15 protein-coding genes and 1 rRNA gene are annotated in these 21,400 nt (G+C 69.1%); 10 read left to right on the plus strand and 6 right to left on the minus strand.

All coding sequences use genetic code 11. The annotated features are described in order from the left end of the window. Nucleotides 1-2: 2 nt before the first annotated feature. The 3 genes from INTCA_RS06030 to INTCA_RS06040 all read right to left on the minus strand — a co-directional run bounded on the left by INTCA_RS06030 (nt 3) and on the right by INTCA_RS06040 (nt 4,014). On the minus strand, nt 3-1,985 hold the full coding sequence (locus tag INTCA_RS06030; RefSeq protein ID WP_013492036.1) for a fumarate reductase/succinate dehydrogenase flavoprotein subunit: 1,983 nt from the start codon (nt 1,983-1,985) through the stop codon (nt 3-5). A 3-nt stretch (nt 1,986-1,988) separates the two neighbouring features. Continuing rightward, nucleotides 1,989-2,714 carry a succinate dehydrogenase cytochrome b subunit gene (locus tag INTCA_RS06035; RefSeq protein ID WP_013492037.1) on the minus strand — a complete coding sequence of 242 codons (726 nt, stop codon included), beginning with the start codon at nt 2,712-2,714 and terminating at the stop codon, nt 1,989-1,991. 124 nt (nt 2,715-2,838) lie between these two features. Further along, nucleotides 2,839-4,014, minus strand: a complete 1,176-nt coding sequence (locus INTCA_RS06040) for a glycosyltransferase family 4 protein (protein WP_041307320.1) — start codon at nt 4,012-4,014, stop codon at nt 2,839-2,841. 148 nt (nt 4,015-4,162) lie between these two features. On the opposite strand from INTCA_RS06040, the gene INTCA_RS06045 reads away from it, so the two are divergent. Beyond that, on the plus strand, nt 4,163-5,329 hold the full coding sequence (locus tag INTCA_RS06045) for a nucleotide sugar dehydrogenase (protein WP_013492039.1): 1,167 nt from the start codon (nt 4,163-4,165) through the stop codon (nt 5,327-5,329). 27 nt (nt 5,330-5,356) lie between these two features. On the opposite strand, the gene INTCA_RS06050 is transcribed toward INTCA_RS06045, so the two are convergent. From INTCA_RS06050 to INTCA_RS06060, 3 genes are read right to left on the minus strand one after another with little or no spacing between them, the layout of a single operon-like run. After that, nucleotides 5,357-6,448 (minus strand): mannose-1-phosphate guanylyltransferase, encoded by a 1,092-nt coding sequence (locus tag INTCA_RS06050; protein ID WP_013492040.1) that lies wholly within the window; start codon nt 6,446-6,448, stop codon nt 5,357-5,359. A 29-nt stretch (nt 6,449-6,477) separates the two neighbouring features. Next, nucleotides 6,478-8,076: an ABC transporter permease gene (locus INTCA_RS06055; RefSeq protein ID WP_013492041.1), complete on the minus strand. Its 1,599-nt coding sequence runs from the start codon at nt 8,074-8,076 to the stop codon at nt 6,478-6,480. Continuing rightward, nucleotides 8,073-8,981 carry an ABC transporter ATP-binding protein gene (locus INTCA_RS06060; RefSeq protein WP_041307322.1) on the minus strand — a complete coding sequence of 303 codons (909 nt, stop codon included), beginning with the start codon at nt 8,979-8,981 and terminating at the stop codon, nt 8,073-8,075. The genes INTCA_RS06055 and INTCA_RS06060 overlap by 4 nt, the downstream gene beginning before the upstream one ends. A 168-nt stretch (nt 8,982-9,149) precedes the next feature. Between INTCA_RS06060 and INTCA_RS06065 the strand changes: the two genes are divergently transcribed. The 9 genes from INTCA_RS06065 to INTCA_RS06105 all read left to right on the plus strand — a co-directional run bounded on the left by INTCA_RS06065 (nt 9,150) and on the right by INTCA_RS06105 (nt 21,348). After that, on the plus strand, nt 9,150-10,742 hold the full coding sequence (locus INTCA_RS06065) for an acyl-CoA mutase large subunit family protein (RefSeq protein ID WP_013492043.1): 1,593 nt from the start codon (nt 9,150-9,152) through the stop codon (nt 10,740-10,742). 124 nt (nt 10,743-10,866) lie between these two features. Beyond that, nucleotides 10,867-12,093, plus strand: a complete 1,227-nt coding sequence (locus tag INTCA_RS06070; RefSeq protein WP_013492044.1) for an amidohydrolase — start codon at nt 10,867-10,869, stop codon at nt 12,091-12,093. 167 nt (nt 12,094-12,260) lie between these two features. Next, a complete protein-coding gene (locus tag INTCA_RS06075) occupies nt 12,261-13,319 on the plus strand; it encodes a BMP family lipoprotein (RefSeq protein ID WP_013492045.1) in 1,059 nt (352 codons plus the stop codon). A gap of 270 nt (nt 13,320-13,589) precedes the next feature. After that, complete coding sequence (locus tag INTCA_RS06080; protein ID WP_013492046.1) at nt 13,590-15,119, plus strand: ABC transporter ATP-binding protein; 1,530 nt, start codon at nt 13,590-13,592, stop codon at nt 15,117-15,119. Beyond that, on the plus strand, nt 15,119-16,231 hold the full coding sequence (locus INTCA_RS06085) for an ABC transporter permease (RefSeq protein ID WP_013492047.1): 1,113 nt from the start codon (nt 15,119-15,121) through the stop codon (nt 16,229-16,231). Before INTCA_RS06080 ends, INTCA_RS06085 begins: the two co-directional genes overlap by 1 nt. After that, on the plus strand, nt 16,228-17,514 hold the full coding sequence (locus tag INTCA_RS20095) for an ABC transporter permease (RefSeq protein ID WP_013492048.1): 1,287 nt from the start codon (nt 16,228-16,230) through the stop codon (nt 17,512-17,514). The genes INTCA_RS06085 and INTCA_RS20095 overlap by 4 nt, the downstream gene beginning before the upstream one ends. Then, the gene (locus INTCA_RS06095; RefSeq protein WP_013492049.1) at nt 17,511-17,951 is read left to right on the plus strand and encodes a cytidine deaminase; all 441 of its coding nucleotides are present in this window, start codon (nt 17,511-17,513) and stop codon (nt 17,949-17,951) included. Before INTCA_RS20095 ends, INTCA_RS06095 begins: the two co-directional genes overlap by 4 nt. 84 nt (nt 17,952-18,035) lie before the next feature. Then, a complete protein-coding gene (locus INTCA_RS06100; protein WP_041307324.1) occupies nt 18,036-19,352 on the plus strand; it encodes a thymidine phosphorylase in 1,317 nt (438 codons plus the stop codon). A gap of 474 nt (nt 19,353-19,826) precedes the next feature. After that, a 16S ribosomal RNA gene (locus INTCA_RS06105) occupies nt 19,827-21,348 on the plus strand. Nucleotides 21,349-21,400: the final 52 nt, after the last annotated feature.

Consider the following 21,400-nt stretch of genomic DNA (forward strand, 5'->3'; position numbering starts at 1 on the left):
GGTCACTTGTAGCTCCGCTGCTTCATCTCGACGGCTTCGTAGACGAGGTCTTCCTTGTGCAGGATCGGGGCGCCGCCGTTGTCGCCGCCCCATTCCCAGGCCGCGACGTAGGCGAACTCGTCGTCGTGACGCAGCGCCTCGCCGTCCTCGGTCTGGCTCTCGGCCCGGAAGTGCCCGCCGCAGGACTCGCGGCGGTGGAGGGCATCGATGCACATCAGCTCACCGAGCTCGAGGAAGTCGGCGACGCGGCCGGCCCGCTCGAGGCTCTGGTTGAGCGTGTCGGCGGCGCCGAGGACGCGCACGTTGCGCCAGAACTCGTCGCGCAGGGCGCGGATCAGGTCGATGCCCTTGAGCAGGCCCTCTTCACTGCGCTCCATGCCGCAGTACTCCCACATGATGTTGCCGAGCTCGCGGTGGAAGGAGTCGACGGTGCGGTCGCCGTTGATCTCGAGCAGCCGCGCCAGCCGGGCGTCGACGGACGCCTTGGCCTCGACGACCGACTCGTCCGACTCGTCGAGCTTCTGGAACGGGCCCTTGGCGAGGTAGTCGCGGATCGTGTTCGGCAGCACGAAGTAGCCGTCCGCAAGGCCCTGCATCAGCGCGGAGGCGCCGAGTCGGTTGGCTCCGTGGTCGCTGAAGTTTGCCTCGCCGGCGACGAAGAGGCCGGGGATCGACGACTGGAGGTCGTAGTCGACCCACAGTCCACCCATCGTGTAGTGCACCGCGGGGTAGATCCGCATCGGCACCTCGTACGGGTTCTCCCCCGTGATCTGCTGGTACATGTCGAGCAGGTTGCCGTACTTCTCGGCGACGGCTTCCTTGCTCATCCGGCGCAGGGCGTCGGTGAAGTCGAGGTAGACACCGCGACGGAAGTCGCCGACCTTCGGGCCGACGCCGCGACCCTCGTCGCAGACGTTCTTCGCGGCCCGCGATGCGATGTCGCGCGGGACGAGGTTGCCGAAGCTGGGGTAGATCCGCTCCAGGTAGTAGTCGCGGTCCTCCTCGGGGATCTGGCGCGGGTCCTTGTCGCAGTCCTCCGCGCGCTTGGGCACCCAGATCCGGCCGTCGTTGCGCAGCGACTCGGACATCAGGGTCAGCTTGCTCTGGTGCTCGCCCGCCACGGGGATGCACGTTGGGTGGATCTGCGTGTAGCAGGGGTTGCCGAAGTACGCGCCCTTGCGGTGGGCCCGCCACGTCGCCGTGACGTTGGAGCCCATCGCATTGGTCGAGAGGAAGAAGACGTTGCCGTAGCCACCGGTCGCCAGGACGACGGCGTCGGCGAGGTGGGTCTCGATCTCACCCGTCACGAGGTCCCGGGCGATGATCCCGCGGGCGCGGCCGTCGGCGACGATGACCTCGAGCATGTCGTGCCGGCTGAACATCTCGACGGTGCCTGCGGCGATCTGGCGCTCGAGGGCCTGGTAGGCCCCGATGAGCAGCTGCTGGCCCGTCTGGCCGCGGGCGTAGAAGGTGCGGGAGACCTGGACGCCACCGAAGGACCGGTTGTCGAGGAGTCCGCCGTACTCGCGAGCGAACGGGACGCCCTGAGCCACGCACTGGTCGATGATGTTCGCGCTGACCTCGGCCAGCCGGTAGACGTTCGACTCGCGGGAGCGGTAGTCGCCACCTTTGACGGTGTCGTAGAAGAGGCGGAAGACGGAGTCGCCGTCCTCCTTGTAGTTCTTCGCCGCGTTGATGCCACCCTGGGCTGCGATCGAGTGGGCGCGACGCGGGGAGTCCTGGTAGCAGAAGGACTTCACGTGGTAGCCGGCCTCACCGAGCGTCGCGGCGGCCGCGCCACCGGCGAGCCCGGTGCCGACGATGATGACGGAGAGCTTGCGGCGGTTGGCCGGGTTGACGAGGGCCGCCTCGAACTTGCGGGTGTTCCACCGGTCGGCGACCGGGCCGGGGGGAGCCTTGGTGTCCTGGATCGGCTCGCCCTCGGCGTAGAGCCCGTGGATGAGACCGGAGGTCTGCTGAGTCATCGGTCAGTTCCCCTTGACGATTCCGAAGAGAATGGCGAGCGGCGGGAGGATGAATCCGACGGCCACCACGAGGGCGATCACGGTCGCCGTCGCCCGGGCCCGGGCCCGGGCCCGGGCCGTCGAGGACCACCCGAGCGTCTGGCTGGCGCTGAAGACGCCGTGGTAGAGGTGCATCCCGAGGGCGATCATCGCGACCACGTAGATGAGGGCGACCCACCACACCTGGAAGCTGCTGATGACGAGGCGGCCGACGCTGTCGCCGGCCGCGTCGGGACCGACGTTGAACTTGACGACCGTGAACTGCAGCAGGTGCCAGATGATGAAGAGGACGAGCGCGAGCCCGCCCCAGCGCATCGCCTTGGACGTGAGTCCGGCGCGTGCGGCTTCCTTGGCGATGTACCGGGTCGAGCGGGCCCCGTTGGCCCGCTGCCACAGCTGGGCGGCCGACCAGACATGGGCGACAACCGCGACGATGAGGAGCGCACGCAGCAGCCAGAGGACGCCGCCGACGGGGAGGATCGGGGTGAGCAGGGTCCGCAGGCTCTCGGCGTAGTGGTCGAAGGACTCGACGCCGGCGAAGATCTTGAGGTTGCCGTACATGTGCAGGAGGACGTAGAGCACGAAGAGCGCACCGGACACGGCCATGACCATCTTGAGGAACACAGTCGTGCGGCGCGCCGAGGCGGGTCCCGTCCTTGGGAGAGTGTTGGTGGCCACGGGGGGCACCATATCGCCGCGCTCGGGGAGTCAGGATCCTACTCGCCGGTAAACGCGCGACTGTGACAATTTCCACTGGGTCGCGCAGACCGGACACGGCATCTGCATCGGGCGCCGCCGCCTCGGCCCGAGTGGCTCACGCCACCGCTGACAGGCGCTGGCCGGCCACGGCCTCGTAGTGCTCGACCAGGTGGTCGACCACCGCGGCCCACGACCGGTCGCGGACCCGCTCGAGACCCCGCTGACCCAGTTCGGACAGATGGTCCGGGGAGGCGAGTGAGCGGCATACGGCCTCGCGGAGCGACCCCGGCAGGTCGGGGTCGAAGAGGTGCCCGTTCTGCCCCTCGGTGACGAGGTCGATCGGCCCGCCCGCGCGGGGCGCGACGACGGCCACGCCGGACGCCCCGGCCTCCTGGATGGTCTGCCCGAACGTCTCCCGCGTGCCGGTGTGGACGAAGAGGTCGAGCGCGGCATACGCGCGCGCCAGGTCCGCTCCGGTCCGGGACCCGAGGAAGACGGGGGGCCGGTTGGGCCGGCCCGGCGACGCCGCGACGGCCTCGGTGAGCAACTCGCCCACGCTCAGCCGCGACGGTCCGTCGCCGACGATGACGAGCCGCGTGTGCGGCACGTCGGCGAGCTCGGCGAGGCGCTCGAGCTCCTTCTCCGGAGCCAGGCGGCCGACGTAGCCGATGAGTCGCTCCCCGTCGGGGGCGAGCTCGCGCCGCAATGCGCGGGTCAGCGCGTCGGCGCGCCAGGCGGGGGAGAAGAGGGAGGTGTCGACCCCGCGCCCCCACAGCTGCGTGCGGGGCACGCCGTGGGCGCGGAGGTCGGCGAGGGCCCCGCTGGAGGGGGCCAGCGTGAGATCGGCCCATGAGTGGATGCGCCGGATCCAACGCCAGGTCGTGCTGGCGGTGGCCCGGCCCGCCGAGCCGGGGGTGTGGTGGCGGACGTAGCCCGCCATGTCGGTCTGGAAGATCGCGACCGTGGGCAGTCCGAGGCGGGCCGCTGCTCGCAGTCCCCGGGCCCCGATGACGAAGGGGCTGGCCACGTGGACGACGTCGGGTGCCGCGTCCGCGAGGATCTGCTCGATCTCGGCGCTCGGCAGGCCGACGTCGAACTGGCGGAACGGCAGCGAGGTGATCCGGTGCACCGGGAAGCCCAGGTAGGTGTCCGGCATCGCCTCTCGCGCCCGCGGCGCGATGATGACGGCGTCATGCCCCCGGGAGCGGAGCTGGTCGGCCACGTGGCACACGCTCGTGGTCACGCCGTTGAGGCTCGGGAGGAACGACTCGGTCACGATCGCAGCTCGCACGACTCCACGGTCCCGAGCCCGGATGAGGTGGGGGCGACGTCGTGGGGTGTGTTGCGTGACGCTCCGGTGACGTCCGCCCACCACGCCGTATGCCGCTGGGCTCGGTCGCGCTGAGCCGTGCCCTCGGGCACCGTCTAGGGTGTCCGGTGTGAAGATCGCAGTCGCGGGCCTCGGTTACGTGGGCCTCTCCAACGCCGTCGTCCTGGCCCAGCACAACGAGGTCGTCGCCCTGGACCTGGACGCACGCCGGGTCGAGCTGGTCAACGCCCGCCGCTCGCCGATCGTTGACGCGGAGCTCGAGGAGTACCTGGCTGAGCGCGAGCTCGACCTCCGGGCCACGGTCGAGCCCGCCGACGCGTACGAGGGTGCGACCTTCGTCATCGTGGCGACGCCGACCGACTACGACCCCCGGTCCAACTACTTCAACACGTCGTCGGTCGAGTCGGTCATCGCCGACGTCCGTCGCCTCGCGCCGGGCGCGACCGTCGTCGTGAAGTCGACCGTTCCGGTCGGCTTCACCGAGCGGATCCGCACGGAGTACCCCGGCGCGAAGGTGCTCTTCTCGCCGGAGTTCCTCCGCGAGGGACGAGCCCTGTGGGACAACCTGCACCCCAGCCGGATCATCGTCGGGGACCTGTCGCCCGAGGCCAAGCAGTTCGCCGACCTCCTCGTCGAGGGGGCCGAGGACACCGACATCCCCGTCCTGCTGACCAACCCGACCGAGGCGGAGGCGACCAAGCTGTTCGCCAACACCTACCTCGCGATGCGGGTCGCCTACTTCAACGAGCTCGACACCTATGCCGCGATGCACGGTCTCGATGCGAGGTCGATCATCGAGGGCGTCGGGCTCGACCCGCGGATCGGGTCGCACTACAACAACCCGTCGTTCGGCTACGGCGGCTACTGCCTGCCCAAGGACACCAAGCAGCTGCTGGCCAACTACGACCAGGTGCCGCAGACGCTGATCCGGTCGATCGTGGACTCGAACACGACTCGGAAGGACTTCATCGCGAAGGACATCCTCCGGCGGGAGCCGCGGGTGGTCGGGATGTACCGCCTCGTCATGAAGGAGGGTTCCGACAACTTCCGCAGCTCGAGCATCCAGGGGATCATGAAGCGGATCAAGGCCAAGGGCGTCGAGGTGATCGTCTACGAGCCATCCCTCCAGACCGACGACTTCTACCGCTCACGGGTGGTCCGCGACCTCGCGGCCTTCAAGGCCGAGGCAGACGTCATCGTCGCGAACCGCCACTCCGACGAGCTGGCGGACGTCGCCGCCAAGGTGTACACCCGCGACATCTACGGTCGCGACTGAGCCCCGTCGAGTGTGCACTTCCTGCCGTCAGGTCAGGTCTGCTCGACCGCGCTGCTGCAGCTCCTCGACGACCCTCTTGACGTCCTGGGCACGCTCCTGCGTCGTCACGAGCAAGGCGTCTGCGGTGTCGATGACGACGATGTCCTCGAGCCCGACGACAGCGACGACGCGACCACTGTCAGCCGCGACGAGCCCGGTCGAGTCGATGGACACCACGTCGTCCTCCCCGGCGATGACGCGGAGCCGTGGGGCTCTGTCCGACTCCGCGAGAATGCCTGCGAGAGAAGCGAAGTCGCCGATATCGTTCCAGCCGAACGAAGCCCGCACCACGGCAACCCTGCCCGCTGCAGCCGCCGGCTCGGCGACGGCATGGTCGATGGCCACCTTCGGCAGGGTGGGCCACAGGTCGGTCATGCGTCTCGGGTCGCTGGCGATGATGCGCAGGTTGTCGGTGAGGTCAGGGTGGGTCTGCGCGAGCAGTTCCAGCAAGGTGGTGGCTCCGACGACGAACATCCCTGCATTCCAGCGGAACTCGCCTGAGTCGACATACCGTCTCGCCGTTGCAGCGTCCGGCTTCTCGACGAACTCGCGCACTCGACGCCCCGACTCGGCACCGACGACGCCGAGTGGGTCACCCTCGCGGATGTAGCCGAACCCGGTTGCGGCATGGGTCGGCTCGACGCCGATCGTGACGAGCTCACCCCGACGTGCCAGCACGACCGCCTGCCGAACCGCCGCATGGAAGGCGGCGACCTCGGTGATGACGTGGTCTGCAGCGAAGGACCCGAGGACGGCCTCCGGGTCGCGACGCTCGAGGATCGCCGCGGCCAGACCTATGGCGGGCATCGAGTCTCGCGGGCTGGGCTCGGTCACGACGGCGTCGCGGGGGAGCATCGGCAGCTGCGCCCGGACGGCCTCAGCGTGAGCCGACCCCGTGACGACGAGAACTCGCTCGGCGGCCAGGGGCGACAGCCGCTCCCAGGTGGCCCGGAGGAGCGACTGCCCTGAGCCCGTGAGGTCGTGCAGGAACTTGGGGGAGGTGCGCCGGGACATCGGCCACAGCCTGGTGCCGGCGCCGCCGGCCGGGATGACGGCCCAGAAGTCGTCCATCGAGGTCATGGCGGTACCGTAGCGGCCCTCGTCGTAGCTCAGGTGATGTCGCGGTTCCGGAGGCCGTACAGCCCGGCGCCGCCGAGGGCGGCAGCCACCGCGAGCAGCGCGACGAGAGGCGCCCACTCCACTGCACCTCCCGGCAACCGTGGCAGGTGCGCGAAGGGGGAGAGGCCGACGAGCCACCCGGGCAGCTCCAGCAGCTCGCCGAACTCGCCGAGCGCGAAGAAGGTGAGCAGCACGCCCCACGCGAACCCGGTGAACCGCGGCGCCAGCCCCACGAACGCGAGCGCCACGGCGGTGCAGACCCATACAGCCGGCAGCCGGGCGAGCGCCGCTCCGCCCAGGCTGGCCACCTGCCCCGGCACGTCGCCCACCTGGCCGCCCCGGACGAGACCGAGCACCAACCCCATCACCGCCAGCACGAGGGCCGTCCCGACCACCGCCACGCCGAGCTGGCTGACCGCCCAGCCGATGCGAGTGGTGCGGGTTGCGAGGACGGACTCGGCCCGTCCCGCGGTCTCCTCGGCTCGGAGGCGGAGGACGAGCGCGATGCCGAGAGCGGACACGGCGACGGCCGCGAAGCCGAGCTCGGTCGCGAAGAAGGTGTCGATGAGACTTCCGGCGGATCCGCCGAGGCGGGTCAGCACGTCACGGATCTGTGACCCGCTGAGGAACCGCTCGACGTTCGGCGCGACCGAGCCCATCACCGACGCGAGGACGGTGACTCCGACCAGCCAGCCGGCCACGGTCCCGCTGGCGAGGCGACGGGCGAGAGCGCCCGTGGTCCGGAGTCGGCCTCGGGCGGGCCCGATGCGGCCGGCGAAGATGCCGGACCCGAGGTCGCGGCGCTCGAGCAGGAGGAAGGCCAGGGTGACGAGCAGGAGATACGCGATGACGCCGAGGGCGCCCACCCAGAGGCGGTTCGCGCCGTAGGCCTGGACCTTGACGACCCAGCCGAGCGGGGACAGCCAGCTGAGTCCGCTGGCGAGCGTCCCCTCCCCGGCCCCGTCGCCGATGACCCGGACGACGTAGGCGACGGCAAGCGCACCGAGGGCGAAGCCGGCGGCCCCGCGGGACGTGCCTGCGAGCTGCGCGGCGACCGCGGTCACCCCGACCCAAGTCAGCCCCGCCGTCGCCCACGCGATGCCGAGCCCCACAGAGCCGGTGTCATCGAGCCCGACCTGGACCGAGGCCGCGGTGACGAGCATGGCGGTGAGCAGGACCGCCGCTGTGGCGAGCAGGACGGCCGCCGCCAGCGGCGCCCGCCGGCCGACGACGCCCCCGCCGAGCAGCTCGAGGCGGCCCTCCTCCTCCTCCGTGCGGGTGTGCCGGCGGACGACGACATAGACGAGGAGGACGAGGAAGACAGCTCCGAGCAGCACCGTCTTGAAGGTCGCCAGGGAGTCGATCGAGGACGGGTCGGACACCGGTCCGTAGAGCGCCACGACAGCCGGGTTCGAGAGAGCTTCCTGCATGGCGGCGATCGCGAGCGCCGGCTCGGGATAGAGGTCGATCGTCGCCCTGGCGGCAGCGGTGACGAGGCCGACGACGGCCACGATGCTGGTCGGCAGCAGGACCCGGTCCCTGCGCAGGGCGAGGCGCAGGAGGGCTCCCGTGCCGGCGAGTCCGGTCATCGGGGACCCGCCGGCGTCTCGCGGTCGCGGTACTGGTCCATGAAGAGGTCCTCGAGCGTGGGGGGCTGGCTCGTCAGGCCGCGGATTCCGTGCGTCCCGAGCCGCGCGAGCAGCTCACCGAGGTGGGTCGTGTCGACCGAGCAGGTGACCCGGTCCCCGGCGACGACGAGGTCAGCCACTCCGGGGACCTTCGACAGCTCGCTCGCATTCACCGGCTGCGCGAGGAACGCCTCCACGGTGGTCCGTGCCCGCCGCCGCAGCTCGTCGATGGCGCCCGACTCGACGTTCCGCCCGGCGCGGATGATGCTGACCCGGTCCCCGAGCGCCTCGACCTCGCCGAGGATGTGGCTCGACAGCAGGACGGTCCCCCCTCCGGCGGCGAAGTCGCGGACGCAGCTCCGGAACTCCGCGTCCATGAGCGGGTCGAGCCCGGAGCTCGGCTCGTCGAGCAGGAGCAGCTCGACGTCGGAGGCGAGGGCCGCGACGAGCGCGACCTTCTGCCGGTTGCCCTTCGAGTAGGACCGCCCCTTCTTGGTGGGATCGAGCTGGAAGCGGGCGAGCAGGTCCGCGAGCCGCTTCTCGTCGAGGCCACCGCGCAGGGAACCGAGCAGGTCGATGACCTCGCCGCCGGTGAGGTTCGGCCAGAGGACGACGTCGCCGGGCACGTAGGCGAGTCGTCGGTGGAGCGTCTCCACGTCGTGCCAGGGGTCTCCGTCCAGGACCCGCGCGGAGCCGTTGTCGGCCCTCACGAGGCCGAGCAGGATCCGCAGGGTGGTCGACTTCCCGGCCCCGTTCGGCCCGAGGAACCCGTGGATCTCGCCGCGCTCGACGACGAGGTCGAGTCCGTCGAGAGCGATGGTGCGGCCGAAGGACTTGTGGAGGTCGCGGACCTCGATCACGGGCATGTCCTCACCATGGACCCACCCCGGGGGGCAGGCAAGGAGGTTGGGCCCGGCTCGCCAGCCCAGCGGCATACGGCCGGGTGCCCGACGTGCGAGACGACGGAGTGACGTGGACGACGTTCGACGTCCGCACCGGCCACGACGACGGACGACGCCACTACTCTCGGCAGCATGGCTGACAGCACTGGCGCGCGCTCCGAGTCCGACCTGCCGATCAAGCCCGTCTACGACGCGTCGGCGCTGAGCAGGTGGGACCCCCAGACCAGGCTGGGCGCGCCGGGCAGCTACCCGTTCACGCGGGGGGTGTACCCGACGATGTACACCGGCAAGCCGTGGACGATGCGGCAGTACGCCGGGTTCGGCACGGCCAAGGAGTCCAACGAGCGCTACCACCAGCTCGTCAGGGCCGGCACGGGTGGCCTCTCCGTCGCGTTCGACCTGCCGACGCAGATGGGCTACGACTCCGACGAGCCCATCGCGCACGGTGAGGTCGGCAAGGTCGGGGTCGCGATCGACAGCCTCGACGACATGCGCACGCTCTTCAACGGCCTGCCGCTCGACAAGATCTCGACGTCGATGACGATCAACGCGCCCGGGTCGACGCTGCTGCTGCTCTACCAGCTCGTCGCCGAGGAGCAGGGTGTCGCGGGCAACCAGCTGACGGGCACGATCCAGAACGACGTGCTCAAGGAGTACATCGCCCGCGGCACCTACATCTACCCGCCGCGCGAGAGCCTGCGCCTCATCGCCGACATCTTCGCGTACTGCCAACAGGAGCTGCCCCGCTGGAACACGATCTCGATCTCGGGCTACCACATGGCCGAGGCCGGAGCGACTCCCGTGCAGGAGATCGCCTTCACGCTGGCCAACGCGATGGAGTACGTCCGGGCCGCCCAGGCGGCCGGTCTCGACGTCGACGACTTCGCCCCGCGCCTGTCCTTCTTCTTCGTCGCGCGCACGACGCTCCTCGAGGAGGTCGCGAAGTTCCGCGCGGCTCGCCGGATCTGGGCCAAGATCATGAAGGAGCAGTTCGGCGCGACGAACCCCAAGAGCCAGATGCTCCGCTTCCACACCCAGACTGCCGGGGTGCAGCTGACCGCCCAGCAGCCCGAGGTCAACCTCGTCCGGGTGGCGCTCCAGGGCCTCGGCGCGGTTCTCGGCGGCACCCAGTCGCTGCACACCAACTCCTTCGACGAGGCGATCGCGCTGCCGACCGAGAAGGCGGCCCGTCTCGCCCTGCGCACCCAGCAGGTCATCGCGTTCGAGACGGACGTGACCAAGACGGTCGACCCGTTCGCCGGCTCCTACGTCGTCGAGTCGATGACCGACGAGATCGAGGAGGCCGCGCTCGCGCTCATCCAGCAGGTCGAGGACCGCGGGGGAGCGGTGGCCGCGATCGAGCAGGGCTTCCAGAAGTCGGAGATCGAGCACTCCGCCTACCGCGTGCAGCTCGAGATCGACAGCGGTGAGCGCATCGTCGTCGGCGTCAACAAGTACACGGTCGACGTCGAGGAGAAGTACGACCCGTTGCGCGTCGACCCGCAGATCGAGGCGGAGCAGCGTGAGCGCCTCGCGGCCCTGCGCGCGGAGCGCGACAACGAGGCGGTCGAGGCGGCGCTGGCCGAGCTTCAGGACGCGGCCCGCGGCACGGACAACGTCCTCTACCCGATGAAGCGGGCCCTCGCGGCCCGCGCGACCGGTGGAGAGGTGGCCCACGCGCTGCGTGAGGTGTGGGGCACCTACCAGCCTCGCGAGAGCTTCTGACCCAGGCCGTATGCCGCTGGGCTCGCTCCCAGGGCGGCCTCCGTCGGGCGGCGGGCGGGCGCGTCGGTCTCGTCGGCGGGTCGGGACCCGGACATCCGCTCGGTAGACTCTCGTGCTCGTGACCATGACCCCGTTGTTCGATGAGATCTCCCGAGTCGTGACCGAGTCCGAGGGTGAGCTCATCGACTTCCGGCGGGACCTGCACCAGCACCCCGAGCTGGGACGCGCCGAGGTCCGCACGACGCGGCTGCTCGCGGAGCGCCTCGAGTCGGAGGGCATCGCCGTGCACCGGCTGCAGGGGACCGGGCTGGTGGCGGACGTCGGCGCTCCCGAGCCGGTGGTCCGGATCGGCCTGCGCGCCGACCTCGATGCGCTACCGATCCGCGAGCAGACCGACCTGGAGTTCGCCTCCCGCACCGACGGGGTCAGCCATGCGTGCGGCCACGACGTGCACACGACCGCGCTGCTCGGCGCCGCCCTCGCGCTCAAGGCCGTGGAGGAGCGGCTCCGGGACCACGGTGTCGCCGCTCGGCTCGTCTTCCAGCCCGCCGAGGAGCTGATGCCGGGCGGGGCAGAGGACGTCGTCGCCCAGGACGGCCTGGTGGGGGTCGACCGGATCTTCGCCCTGCACTGCGACCCGTCCCTCGACGTGGGTCACGTCGGGCTCCGCGTCGGCCCGATCACCGCGGCGGCCGACCACATCGACGTCACCCTCACCGGGCGCGGCGGCCACACGAGCCGACCGCATCTCACCCAGGACCTCACCTACGCCCTGTCCAAGGTGGTGACGGACGTCCCGGCGGCGCTCTCCCGCCGGATCGACCCCCGAGCGGCTGCGGCCCTCGTGTGGGGGTCGATCCACAGTGGCGGGGCGCACAACGTCATCCCGGCCACCGGCCGGGCGACTGGCACCCTGCGGATGCTCGACGTGGAGACGTGGGCGGGCGTCGAGAAGCTCCTCGACGAGGTGGTGCACGCCGTGGTGGCGCCGTACGGGGTGGCCGCCGACGTCACCATCACCAAGGGTGTGCCACCCGTCGTCAACGACGCCGCCTGCATCGACGCGTTCACCGCCGCGGTGGTCGGGGCCGGCGCCACGGTGGCGCCGACACCGCAGTCGCTGGGCGGCGAGGACTTCGCCTGGTACCTGACCCACGTCCCTGGTGCGATGGCCCGGCTCGGCACCCGCCGCCCCGGCGGGCCGACCTATGACCTGCACCGCGGCGACCTCGTCATCGACGAGGGCGCGATCGCGGTCGGCGCGGCGACCCTCGCGGGATGCGTGCTCGCAGCGGCGGCCCACCACCTGCTGGCCCGGCCGGGCGGCGGAGCCCTCGCTACTGCCGAGTAGTGAAGTGCGTCACTGGGTGGGCGCGCACCGCACGCACAACGGGGTCGCGGATAGGTAACACTTGCGGCGCGTTTTCCAGCCCCGTCCCGATCGGGTCCGGACGCGGGTCTACAGTGCGGGAATCAGGGCCGATGTCGTCGTCGGCCGATGGAGCGAAGGAGCATCCCTTGCGTCATGCAACCAAGGTCGCAGCAGTCATCGCGGCTGCCGCGCTCGGACTTGCTGCCTGTGGCAGCGACACCCCGGCCGCCACACCAGGCGCGGGTAACACCGGCACCGGCGGCGCTCCGGCCGCTGAGCAGCTCAAGGTCGGTATGGCCTACGACGTGGGCGGTCGTGGTGACCAGTCCTTCAACGACGCCGCGGCTGCCGGTCTGGACAAGGCCAAGGCCGAGCTGAACCTCGACAGCAAGGAGGCCGTCGCGCAGAACGGCGAGGCCGAGTCGGCTCGCGAGGAGCGGCTCCAGCAGCTGATCGACGCCGGCTACACGAACATCGTCGCGGTGGGCTTCGCCTACGCGCAGTCGGTGGCGAAGGTCGCCGGGGAGAACCCCGACGTCAAGTTCGCCCTCATCGACTCGACGGACGCCAAGGGCGACAACATCGAGAACGTCACCTTCGCCGAGCACGAGGGGTCGTTCCTCGTCGGCGCGGCTGCCGCCCTCAAGACGAAGACCAACGTCATCGGGTTCGTCGGCGGCGTCGAGACGCCCCTCATCAAGAAGTTCGAGGCGGGCTACATCGCCGGCGCCAAGGCCGTCAAGTCCGACATCGACATCAAGGTCCAGTACCTCACCCAGCCGCCGGACTTCTCCGGTTTCGGTGACGTCGCCAAGGGCAAGGCGGCCGCCGAAGGGATGTACCAGGCCAACGCCGACATCGTCTACCACGCTGCGGGTGGTTCCGGCGGTGGTGTCTTCCAGGCCGCCAAGGCCGCGAACAAGCTGGCCATCGGCGTCGACGCCGACCAGGCGCTCACGGCCGACGCGGCGGTCCGCGACGTCATCCTCACGTCGATGATCAAGAAGGTCGACGTCGGCGTCTACGACTTCATCAAGTCGATCGCGGACGACAAGTTCACGGCCGGCGAGAAGTCGTTCGACCTCGAGGCCGGCGGCGTGGACTACTCCACGACGGGCGGCAAGATCGACGACATCAAGGCCCAGCTCGACGACTACAAGCAGAAGATCATCTCCGGCGAGATCACGGTCCCCACGACTCCCTGAGTCCCGGATCGACCAGCCGGCCACGTGAAACGGCCCGGACGACGCGCCGCGCGTCGTCCGGGCCGTCTCTCGCCCTGCCACCGCATCACTGTGTACGTTCGACGTGGTGGTCCATATCTGTCGTCGCCCGTCTGCACAGGGCCCTGATGAGGAGCGTGCGTCATCGTCCCCACTGAGCCAGCCGCCACCGTCCCGCCGGACCGAGGCTCGGCGCCCACCGGCTCCCGAGCTGCCGGGGCTGCCGGGGCTGCCGGGGCTGCCGGGGCAGCGGTGGGTGAGCCGGTCGTCGAGCTGCACGGGATCACCAAACGGTTTCCGGGGGTCGTCGCCAACAAGGACATCGAGCTGACGGTGCACCGCGGCACGGTCCACGCGATCGTCGGCGAGAACGGTGCCGGCAAGTCGACGCTGATGAAGATCCTCTACGGGGTGCAGCAGCCCGACGAGGGGACGATCTCGGTGGAGGGCAGGGCGCGCCAGCTGAAGTCGCCGGCCGACGCCATCGACGCCGGGATCGGCATGGTCTTCCAGCACTTCCAGCTCGCCGACAACTTCACCGTGCTCGAGAACGTCGTCCTCGGCGCCGAGAAGCTGCACGGCATCGGTGAGGGCGCCCGTCGCAAGGTCAAGGAGATCTCCGACGCCTACGGGCTCGACCTCGACCCGGACGTCCTCGTCGAGCACCTCGGAGTGGGCGCCCAGCAGCGGGTCGAGATCCTCAAGGTCCTGTACCGCGGCGCCCGGATCATCATCCTCGACGAACCGACCGCGGTGCTCGTCCCCCAGGAGGTCGACGAGCTGTTCGACAACCTCAGGGAGCTCAAGGCCGAGGGACTCACCGTCATCTTCATCTCGCACAAGCTCGACGAGGTGCTGAGCGTCGCGGACGCCATCACCGTGATCCGGCGCGGCACGACGGTGGCCGAGGTGGCTCCGAGGGACGTCACCGCGCGCGACCTCGCGGAGCTCATGGTGGGTTCGGAGCTGCCGTCGCCGAGCACCGAGGAGTCCACGGTGACGGATGTGCCGCTGCTCAGCGTCGAGAGCACCTCGCTCGACAACCCGCTGGGGGGCAGACCGCTGCTCACCGATGTCAACCTGACGATCCACTCCGGGGAGATCGTCGGCATCGCCGGCGTCGAGGGCAACGGTCAGGACGAGCTCGTCGAGGTCGTCATGGGGATGCGGGAGCCGACGTCCGGCCGGATCCTCCTCGGCGACGTCGACACCTCCAGCTGGCACACGAGAGAGATCCGCGAAGCCGGCATCGGCTACATCCCCGCCGACCGCCACCGCCACGGACTGCTGCTCGAGGCGCCCTTGTGGGAGAACGTCGTCCTCGGTCACCAGACCGAGCCGGTCTACGTGACCGGTCCGGGCGGCACCCTCATCAACGGCGCCGCGGCCCGACAGGAGGCGGAGGCGGTCGTCGAGCAGTACGACGTGCGAACCCCGTCGATCAACGTCACCGCCGGCTCGCTCTCGGGTGGGAACCAGCAGAAGCTCATCATCGGCCGCGAGATGCGCCGAGAGCCCAAGGTCCTCGTCGCCGCCCATCCGACCCGCGGCGTCGACGTCGGTGCCCAGGCGGCCATCTGGGACCACATCAAGCAGGCCCGCCGGGCCGGGCTCGGCGTGCTGCTCATCTCCGCGGACCTCGAGGAGCTGGTCGGCCTCTCCGATAGCATCCACGTCATTCTGCGTGGCCGCCTCACCGGGCAGTTCGACCCCGACCGGGTCACCAAGGAGGAGCTCGGCGCGGCCATGACGGGCGCCACGGCCACCGAGGGAGCAGCCTGATGACGAGCCGCTTCGACCTCCGACGGATGGGCATGGCGCTGTCTGCCCCGGTCCTGGCCATCATCGTGGCGGTCCTCGTCACGTCCGCGATCCTCGTCGCCGCCGGCGACCCTGTCGGCGAGGTGTGGGGCACCATCCTCTCTGTCCCGCGGCCCCGAGTCGTCGTGGCCATCATCAACGCGGCGATCGTCTACTACATCTCGGCCGTCGCCGTGGCCATCGGCTTCCGGATGAACCTCTTCAACATCGGCGTCGACGGCCAGTACCGCATCGCCGCCTTCGCTGCTGCCGTGGTGGCCGGAGAGGGCTGGCTCCCGGGTCCGCTCAACATCCTGCTCGGCCTCGTCGTCGCGATGCTCGCCGGTGGACTCTGGGCCGGGATCGCGGGCCTCCTCAAGGTCTATCGAGGGGTGTCCGAGGTCATCTCGACCATCATGCTCAACGCGATCGCCACCGTGCTCGTCGCCTTCCTGCTGCGCAAGGTGGCTCCGCAGACCGGATCCAACATCGTCAGCACCAAGCCTCTCCCCGAGAGCTCCCACGTGTCCGGACTGCCCCTGATCCCGGGCGTCTCCCGCGAGGTCTACGGCCTCATCATCCTCGCGGTCCTCATCGGCGTCGTCTACTGGTTCATCCTCGGGAAGACCCGCTTCGGCTTCGACCTGCGCGCCACCGGACGCTCCGAGTCGGCGGCAGTGGCGAGCGGCGTCAAGGTCAAGCGGATGGTCCTCATGTCGATGATCCTCTCGGGAGTCGTCGCCGGACTGGTCGGCATGCCGCTGCTCTTCGGCCAGGACTACGCGTATGGGACGACCTTCCAGCCGGGCCTCGGCTTCGCCGGGATCGCCATCGCCCTCCTTGGTCGCAACCACCCCGTCGGCATCGTCTTCGCCGCGTTCCTGTGGGCCTTCCTCGACCAGCAGTCGAATGCCCTGCAGATCACGGCGGGAGTCAGCGACCGGCTCGTCCTCATCATCCAGGGCGTCATCGTCCTGTCGGTCGTCATCGCCTACGAGGTCATCCGTCGGCTCAACGTGCGGATCGAGCAGCGGCGGGTGGCCCAGGCCCTCGCCACCCAAGCCGCCGACGTCAAGGAAGGGGCCCCGGCATGAGCGCGCAGATCGTGCAGACCGAGCCGGCCGGCCCGTCGGTCGACCAGCGGACCGGATGGACCGGATGGCTCGGGTCCCTCGTCGGCTGGCGTCGGCTCGTCGTCCTCGCCTCCTTGGGGCTGGTCGTGCTCTCCCTGACCCGTGTCATCACCGGGGCCAACGACATCGACTCGTCAGGCGCCCTGGCTGCTGCGCTCGCCCTGGCGGCCCCCATCGCCCTCGCCGGTCTCGGCGGTCTCTGGTCCGAGCGGGCCGGGGTCGTCAACATCGGCCTCGAGGGGATGATGATCCTCGGCACGTGGGGCGCGGCGTTCTTCGCCTCGAACTACGGGCCCTGGGCGGGCCTCCTCGGCGCGATCCTCATGGGGGCGGTCGGCGGTGCGGTCCATGCGCTGGCCACCGTCGTCTTCGGGGTCGACCACATCATCTCCGGCGTCGCGCTCAACCTGCTCGGGCTCGGGGCGGCCTCGTACCTCGCGGTCCGCACCTTCGAGGGGACGGGCGGCACCCAGTCGCCGAGCCTTCCCGAGCTGCCCCGCATCACCATCTCGGGGCTCTCGGACTGGCTCGGCGAGATCGAGCAGGGCCGCACCTTCCTCGTCGCCGACGTCGCGAGCGTCCTCCGGGCCCTCGTCACCAACCTCTCGGTGGTGACCGTGCTCGTCGTGGGACTCCTCGTCCTGTCCTGGTGGATCATCTGGCGCACGTCATTCGGTCTTCGGCTGCGCTCGTGCGGTGAGTCGCCGACAGCGGCTGAGACCCTCGGCGTCAACGTCTACCGCTACAAGTTCATCGCGGTCGTCATCTCGGGTGGGCTCGCCGGGCTGGGCGGTGGCTTCCTCGCGATGGTGGCCTCCAACCTCTACCGCGAGGGCCAGACCGGCGGACGCGGCTACATCGGGCTGGCCGCCATGATCTTCGGCAACTGGCGCCCGGGCGGCCTGGCCGCCGGAGCCGGGCTGTTCGGCTACAGCGACGCGATCTACCTGCGCGGAGGCGGCGACGTCATCCACGCCTTCCTCCTGCCGTTCTCGGTGTTCCTCCTGCTCTGGGGCGCGTGGGCGCTCTGGCGCCGGCGGCAGGGCAAGCGCGTCGTGGGGCTGGTCAGTGTGCTGATCGCCATCGGGGTCTTTGCCTGGTTCGCGCTCACGTCGATCTTCCCGCGGGAGCTGACGGGCATGACCCCCTACCTCGCGACGCTCATCGTCCTGGCGTTCGCCTCGCAGCGGCTCCGCATGCCCAAGGCCGACGGGGTCGTCTACCGGAAGGGGGAGGCCTCGTGACGGAGGCTGACCCGGGAACGAGCCCAGCGGCATACGACATCGACTGGGAGACTCTGCGCCACCGTGCGGTGGAGCTGATGCACCGGGCCTACGCCCCCTACTCGTCCTTCCCGGTCGGGGTCGCCGGCCTCGTCGATGACGGGCGCGTCGTCGCCGGGTGCAACGTCGAGAACGCCGCCTACGGAGTCGGGCTGTGCGCCGAGTGCGGCATGGTCTCGGACCTGCATGCCACTGGCGGAGGCCGGCTCGTCGCCGTCTTCTGCGTCGGGGCCGACGGCTCGGCCTTGATGCCCTGCGGTCGCTGCCGTCAGCTGCTGTGGGAGAACGGCGGGCCCGACTGCATGCTGATGACGCCCGAGGGTCCGCTGACGATGCGGGAGGTCCTGCCCCAGGCGTTCGGCGTCGACGACCTTCGGGCGGGCGGAGCCCAGCCGTGAGCTCCGGGTCGCCGTGCGCAGTGGCCTCCGGGCCGGCCCGGTGCGGTGGGCCCACCCACGGGTTGTCCACGACTGCCTGCACCGATGGGTGAGGATGGGACCGTGACTGGGACGACTGAGGGTTTCGACGCCGTTGACATCATCGCCGCCAAACGCGACGGCCTCCGGTTGGGCGGGGAGCAGATCGACTGGGTGGTCGACGCCTACACCCGAGGTGTCGTGGCCGAGGAGCAGATGGCAGCCCTGGCCATGGCCATCTACCTCAACGGCATGACAGCGGAGGAGATCGCCCGCTGGACCGATGCGATGATCAGGTCCGGTGAGCGGCTGGACTTCTCCGGGCTCTCGCGACCGACGAGCGACAAGCACTCCACCGGCGGGGTCGGCGACAAGATCACCCTGCCGCTCGCCCCCCTCGTCGCAGCCTGCGGCGTAGCGGTCCCGCAGTTGTCGGGCCGCGGCCTCGGCCACACCGGAGGCACCCTCGACAAGCTCGAGTCGATCCCCGGCTGGCGCGCCTCGCTGACCAACGAGGAGATGCTGCGTCAGCTCGAGGACGTGGGCGCGGTGATCTGCGCTGCAGGCTCGGGCCTGGCCCCGGCCGACAAGAAGCTCTACGCGTTGCGCGACGTGACGGCCACGGTCTCCTGCATACCGCTGATCGCCTCGTCCATCATGAGCAAGAAGATCGCTGAGGGGACGGGGTCCCTGGTCCTCGACGTCAAGGTCGGCTCCGGTGCGTTCATGAAGGAGCTCGACGACGCCCGGGAGCTGGCCCGGACCATGGTGCGCCTGGGCACCGACGCCGGCGTCAGGACGGTGGCCCTGCTGACGAACATGTCGACGCCCCTCGGACTCACCGCCGGCAACGCGCTCGAGGTGCGCGAGTCGGTCGAGGTTCTCGAAGGCGGCGGGCCACAGGACGTCGTCGAGCTCACGGTGGCGCTCGCCCGAGAGATGGTTGCCGCTGCGGGCAAGGACGACATCGACCCGTCCGACGCCCTCGCCGACGGACGCGCCATGGACGTGTGGCGTCGGATGATCCGGGCGCAGGGCGGCGACCCGGACGCACCCCTGCCCACGGCGAAGGAGACGCACGAGGTCCCCGCTCCCGCGGACGGTGTGCTCGTCCGGCTCGACGCGCTGGCCGTGGGGGTGGCCGCCTGGCGCCTCGGCGCCGGGCGGGGTCGCAGGGAGGACCCGGTCCAGGCGGGGGCGGGCGTCGAGATCCACTACAAGCCCGGGGCAGTGGTGCGGGGTGGCGAGCCGCTGCTCACGCTGCACACCGACACGCCAGAGCGCTTCGAGCGGGCGATCGAGGCTCTCAAGGGGGCCTACGTGATCGCGCCTGAGGGGTCCCGACCGGACCTGCCGCCGATCGTGATCGACCGCATCTCCTAGGGCCGCCCGGGGGCGCCACGGAGCGGCCTGTCGGGACGGCTCCGCAACCTGCCTGAACTCGGGCATCTTCGCAGGTCAGAGGCCGTTTTTGCCGCTCGGTGGGGGTGGATTAGGAGATCCGCAGGGGCCCGTGTAATGTTCTACCTGCCGCAAGGGAAACCAAGCGAGTCGGGACCGGCGCCTCCAAGAGGCGGTCACGGATTTGACTCCCAAGCAGACGAGCGGCAAACTAGAAGGGTTGCCCCGGTGGCTGGCTCGGTGAGCTGGTTGTTGGTGTGTGTCCGATTCTTGAGAACTCAACAGCGTGTCAAAAATCGATGCCAAGTTTTACCTCGTGGTGGGGTGTGGCTGGCTGCCGTTGTGGTGGTTGGTTGTGTCTCGCGACGATTTTTATCCTTTGGTTGAATGATGACTGCTTTTTATAGCTAGTTGTTTACTTCAGTCAGTGATTTTGCCCTTCGTGGGTGTTTTACTTCAACGGAGAGTTTGATCCTGGCTCAGGACGAACGCTGGCGGCGTGCTTAACACATGCAAGTCGAACGGTGATGATGGGGCTTGCCCTGTCTGATCAGTGGCGAACGGGTGAGTAACACGTGAGCAACCTGCCCCAGACTCTGGGATAACTCCGGGAAACCGGAGCTAATACCGGATATGACCCTCGTACGCATGTGCTGGGGGTGGAAAGTTTTTCGGTCTGGGATGGGCTCGCGGCCTATCAGCTTGTTGGTGAGGTAGTGGCTCACCAAGGCGACGACGGGTAGCCGGCCTGAGAGGGCGACCGGCCACACTGGGACTGAGACACGGCCCAGACTCCTACGGGAGGCAGCAGTGGGGAATATTGCACAATGGGCGGAAGCCTGATGCAGCGACGCCGCGTGAGGGATGACGGCCTTCGGGTTGTAAACCTCTTTCAGCAGGGAAGAAGCGAAAGTGACGGTACCTGCAGAAGAAGCACCGGCTAACTACGTGCCAGCAGCCGCGGTAATACGTAGGGTGCGAGCGTTGTCCGGAATTATTGGGCGTAAAGAGCTTGTAGGCGGTTTGTCGCGTCTGCTGTGAAAATCCGGGGCTCAACCCCGGACTTGCAGTGGGTACGGGCAGACTAGAGTGTGGTAGGGGAGACTGGAATTCCTGGTGTAGCGGTGGAATGCGCAGATATCAGGAGGAACACCGATGGCGAAGGCAGGTCTCTGGGCCACTACTGACGCTGAGAAGCGAAAGCATGGGGAGCGAACAGGATTAGATACCCTGGTAGTCCATGCCGTAAACGTTGGGCGCTAGGTGTGGGGCTCATTCCACGAGTTCCGTGCCGCAGCTAACGCATTAAGCGCCCCGCCTGGGGAGTACGGCCGCAAGGCTAAAACTCAAAGGAATTGACGGGGGCCCGCACAAGCGGCGGAGCATGCGGATTAATTCGATGCAACGCGAAGAACCTTACCAAGGCTTGACATACACCGGACACATCCAGAGATGGGTGCTTCTTCGGACTGGTGTACAGGTGGTGCATGGTTGTCGTCAGCTCGTGTCGTGAGATGTTGGGTTAAGTCCCGCAACGAGCGCAACCCTCGTTCTATGTTGCCAGCACGTGATGGTGGGGACTCATAGGAGACTGCCGGGGTCAACTCGGAGGAAGGTGGGGATGACGTCAAATCATCATGCCCCTTATGTCTTGGGCTTCACGCATGCTACAATGGCCGGTACAAAGGGTTGCGAAGCCGTGAGGTGGAGCGAATCCCAAAAAACCGGTCTCAGTTCGGATTGGGGTCTGCAACTCGACCCCATGAAGTCGGAGTCGCTAGTAATCGCAGATCAGCAACGCTGCGGTGAATACGTTCCCGGGCCTTGTACACACCGCCCGTCAAGTCACGAAAGTCGGTAACACCCGAAGCCGGTGGCCCAACCCTTGTGGGGGGAGCCGTCGAAGGTGGGACTGGCGATTGGGACTAAGTCGTAACAAGGTAGCCGTACCGGAAGGTGCGGCTGGATCACCTCCTTTCTAAGGAGCATCTTGGCTGGCCGGCTTTGTGCTGGTTGGTCCAGGCCTGGTC

Origin of the sequence: Intrasporangium calvum DSM 43043 (genome assembly GCF_000184685.1) — a bacterium.
GTDB lineage: Bacteria > Actinomycetota > Actinomycetes > Actinomycetales > Dermatophilaceae > Intrasporangium > Intrasporangium calvum.

Excerpts from the sequence above, each read along its gene's own strand:
- INTCA_RS06030 (WP_013492036.1), bottom strand. The coding sequence starts at position 1,985 with ATGACTCAGCAGACCTCCGGTCTCATCCACGGGCTCTACGCCGAGGGC.
- INTCA_RS06035 (WP_013492037.1), bottom strand. The coding sequence starts at position 2,714 with ATGGTGCCCCCCGTGGCCACCAACACTCTCCCAAGGACGGGACCCGCC.
- INTCA_RS06050 (WP_013492040.1), bottom strand. The coding sequence starts at position 6,448 with ATGACCTCGATGGACGACTTCTGGGCCGTCATCCCGGCCGGCGGCGCC.
- INTCA_RS06055 (WP_013492041.1), bottom strand. The coding sequence starts at position 8,076 with ATGACCGGACTCGCCGGCACGGGAGCCCTCCTGCGCCTCGCCCTGCGC.
- INTCA_RS06060 (WP_041307322.1), bottom strand. The coding sequence starts at position 8,981 with ATGCCCGTGATCGAGGTCCGCGACCTCCACAAGTCCTTCGGCCGCACC.
- INTCA_RS06065 (WP_013492043.1), top strand. The coding sequence starts at position 9,150 with ATGGCTGACAGCACTGGCGCGCGCTCCGAGTCCGACCTGCCGATCAAG.
- INTCA_RS06070 (WP_013492044.1), top strand. The coding sequence starts at position 10,867 with ATGACCCCGTTGTTCGATGAGATCTCCCGAGTCGTGACCGAGTCCGAG.
- INTCA_RS06085 (WP_013492047.1), top strand. The coding sequence starts at position 15,119 with ATGACGAGCCGCTTCGACCTCCGACGGATGGGCATGGCGCTGTCTGCC.
- INTCA_RS20095 (WP_013492048.1), top strand. The coding sequence starts at position 16,228 with ATGAGCGCGCAGATCGTGCAGACCGAGCCGGCCGGCCCGTCGGTCGAC.
- INTCA_RS06100 (WP_041307324.1), top strand. The coding sequence starts at position 18,036 with ATGGGTGAGGATGGGACCGTGACTGGGACGACTGAGGGTTTCGACGCC.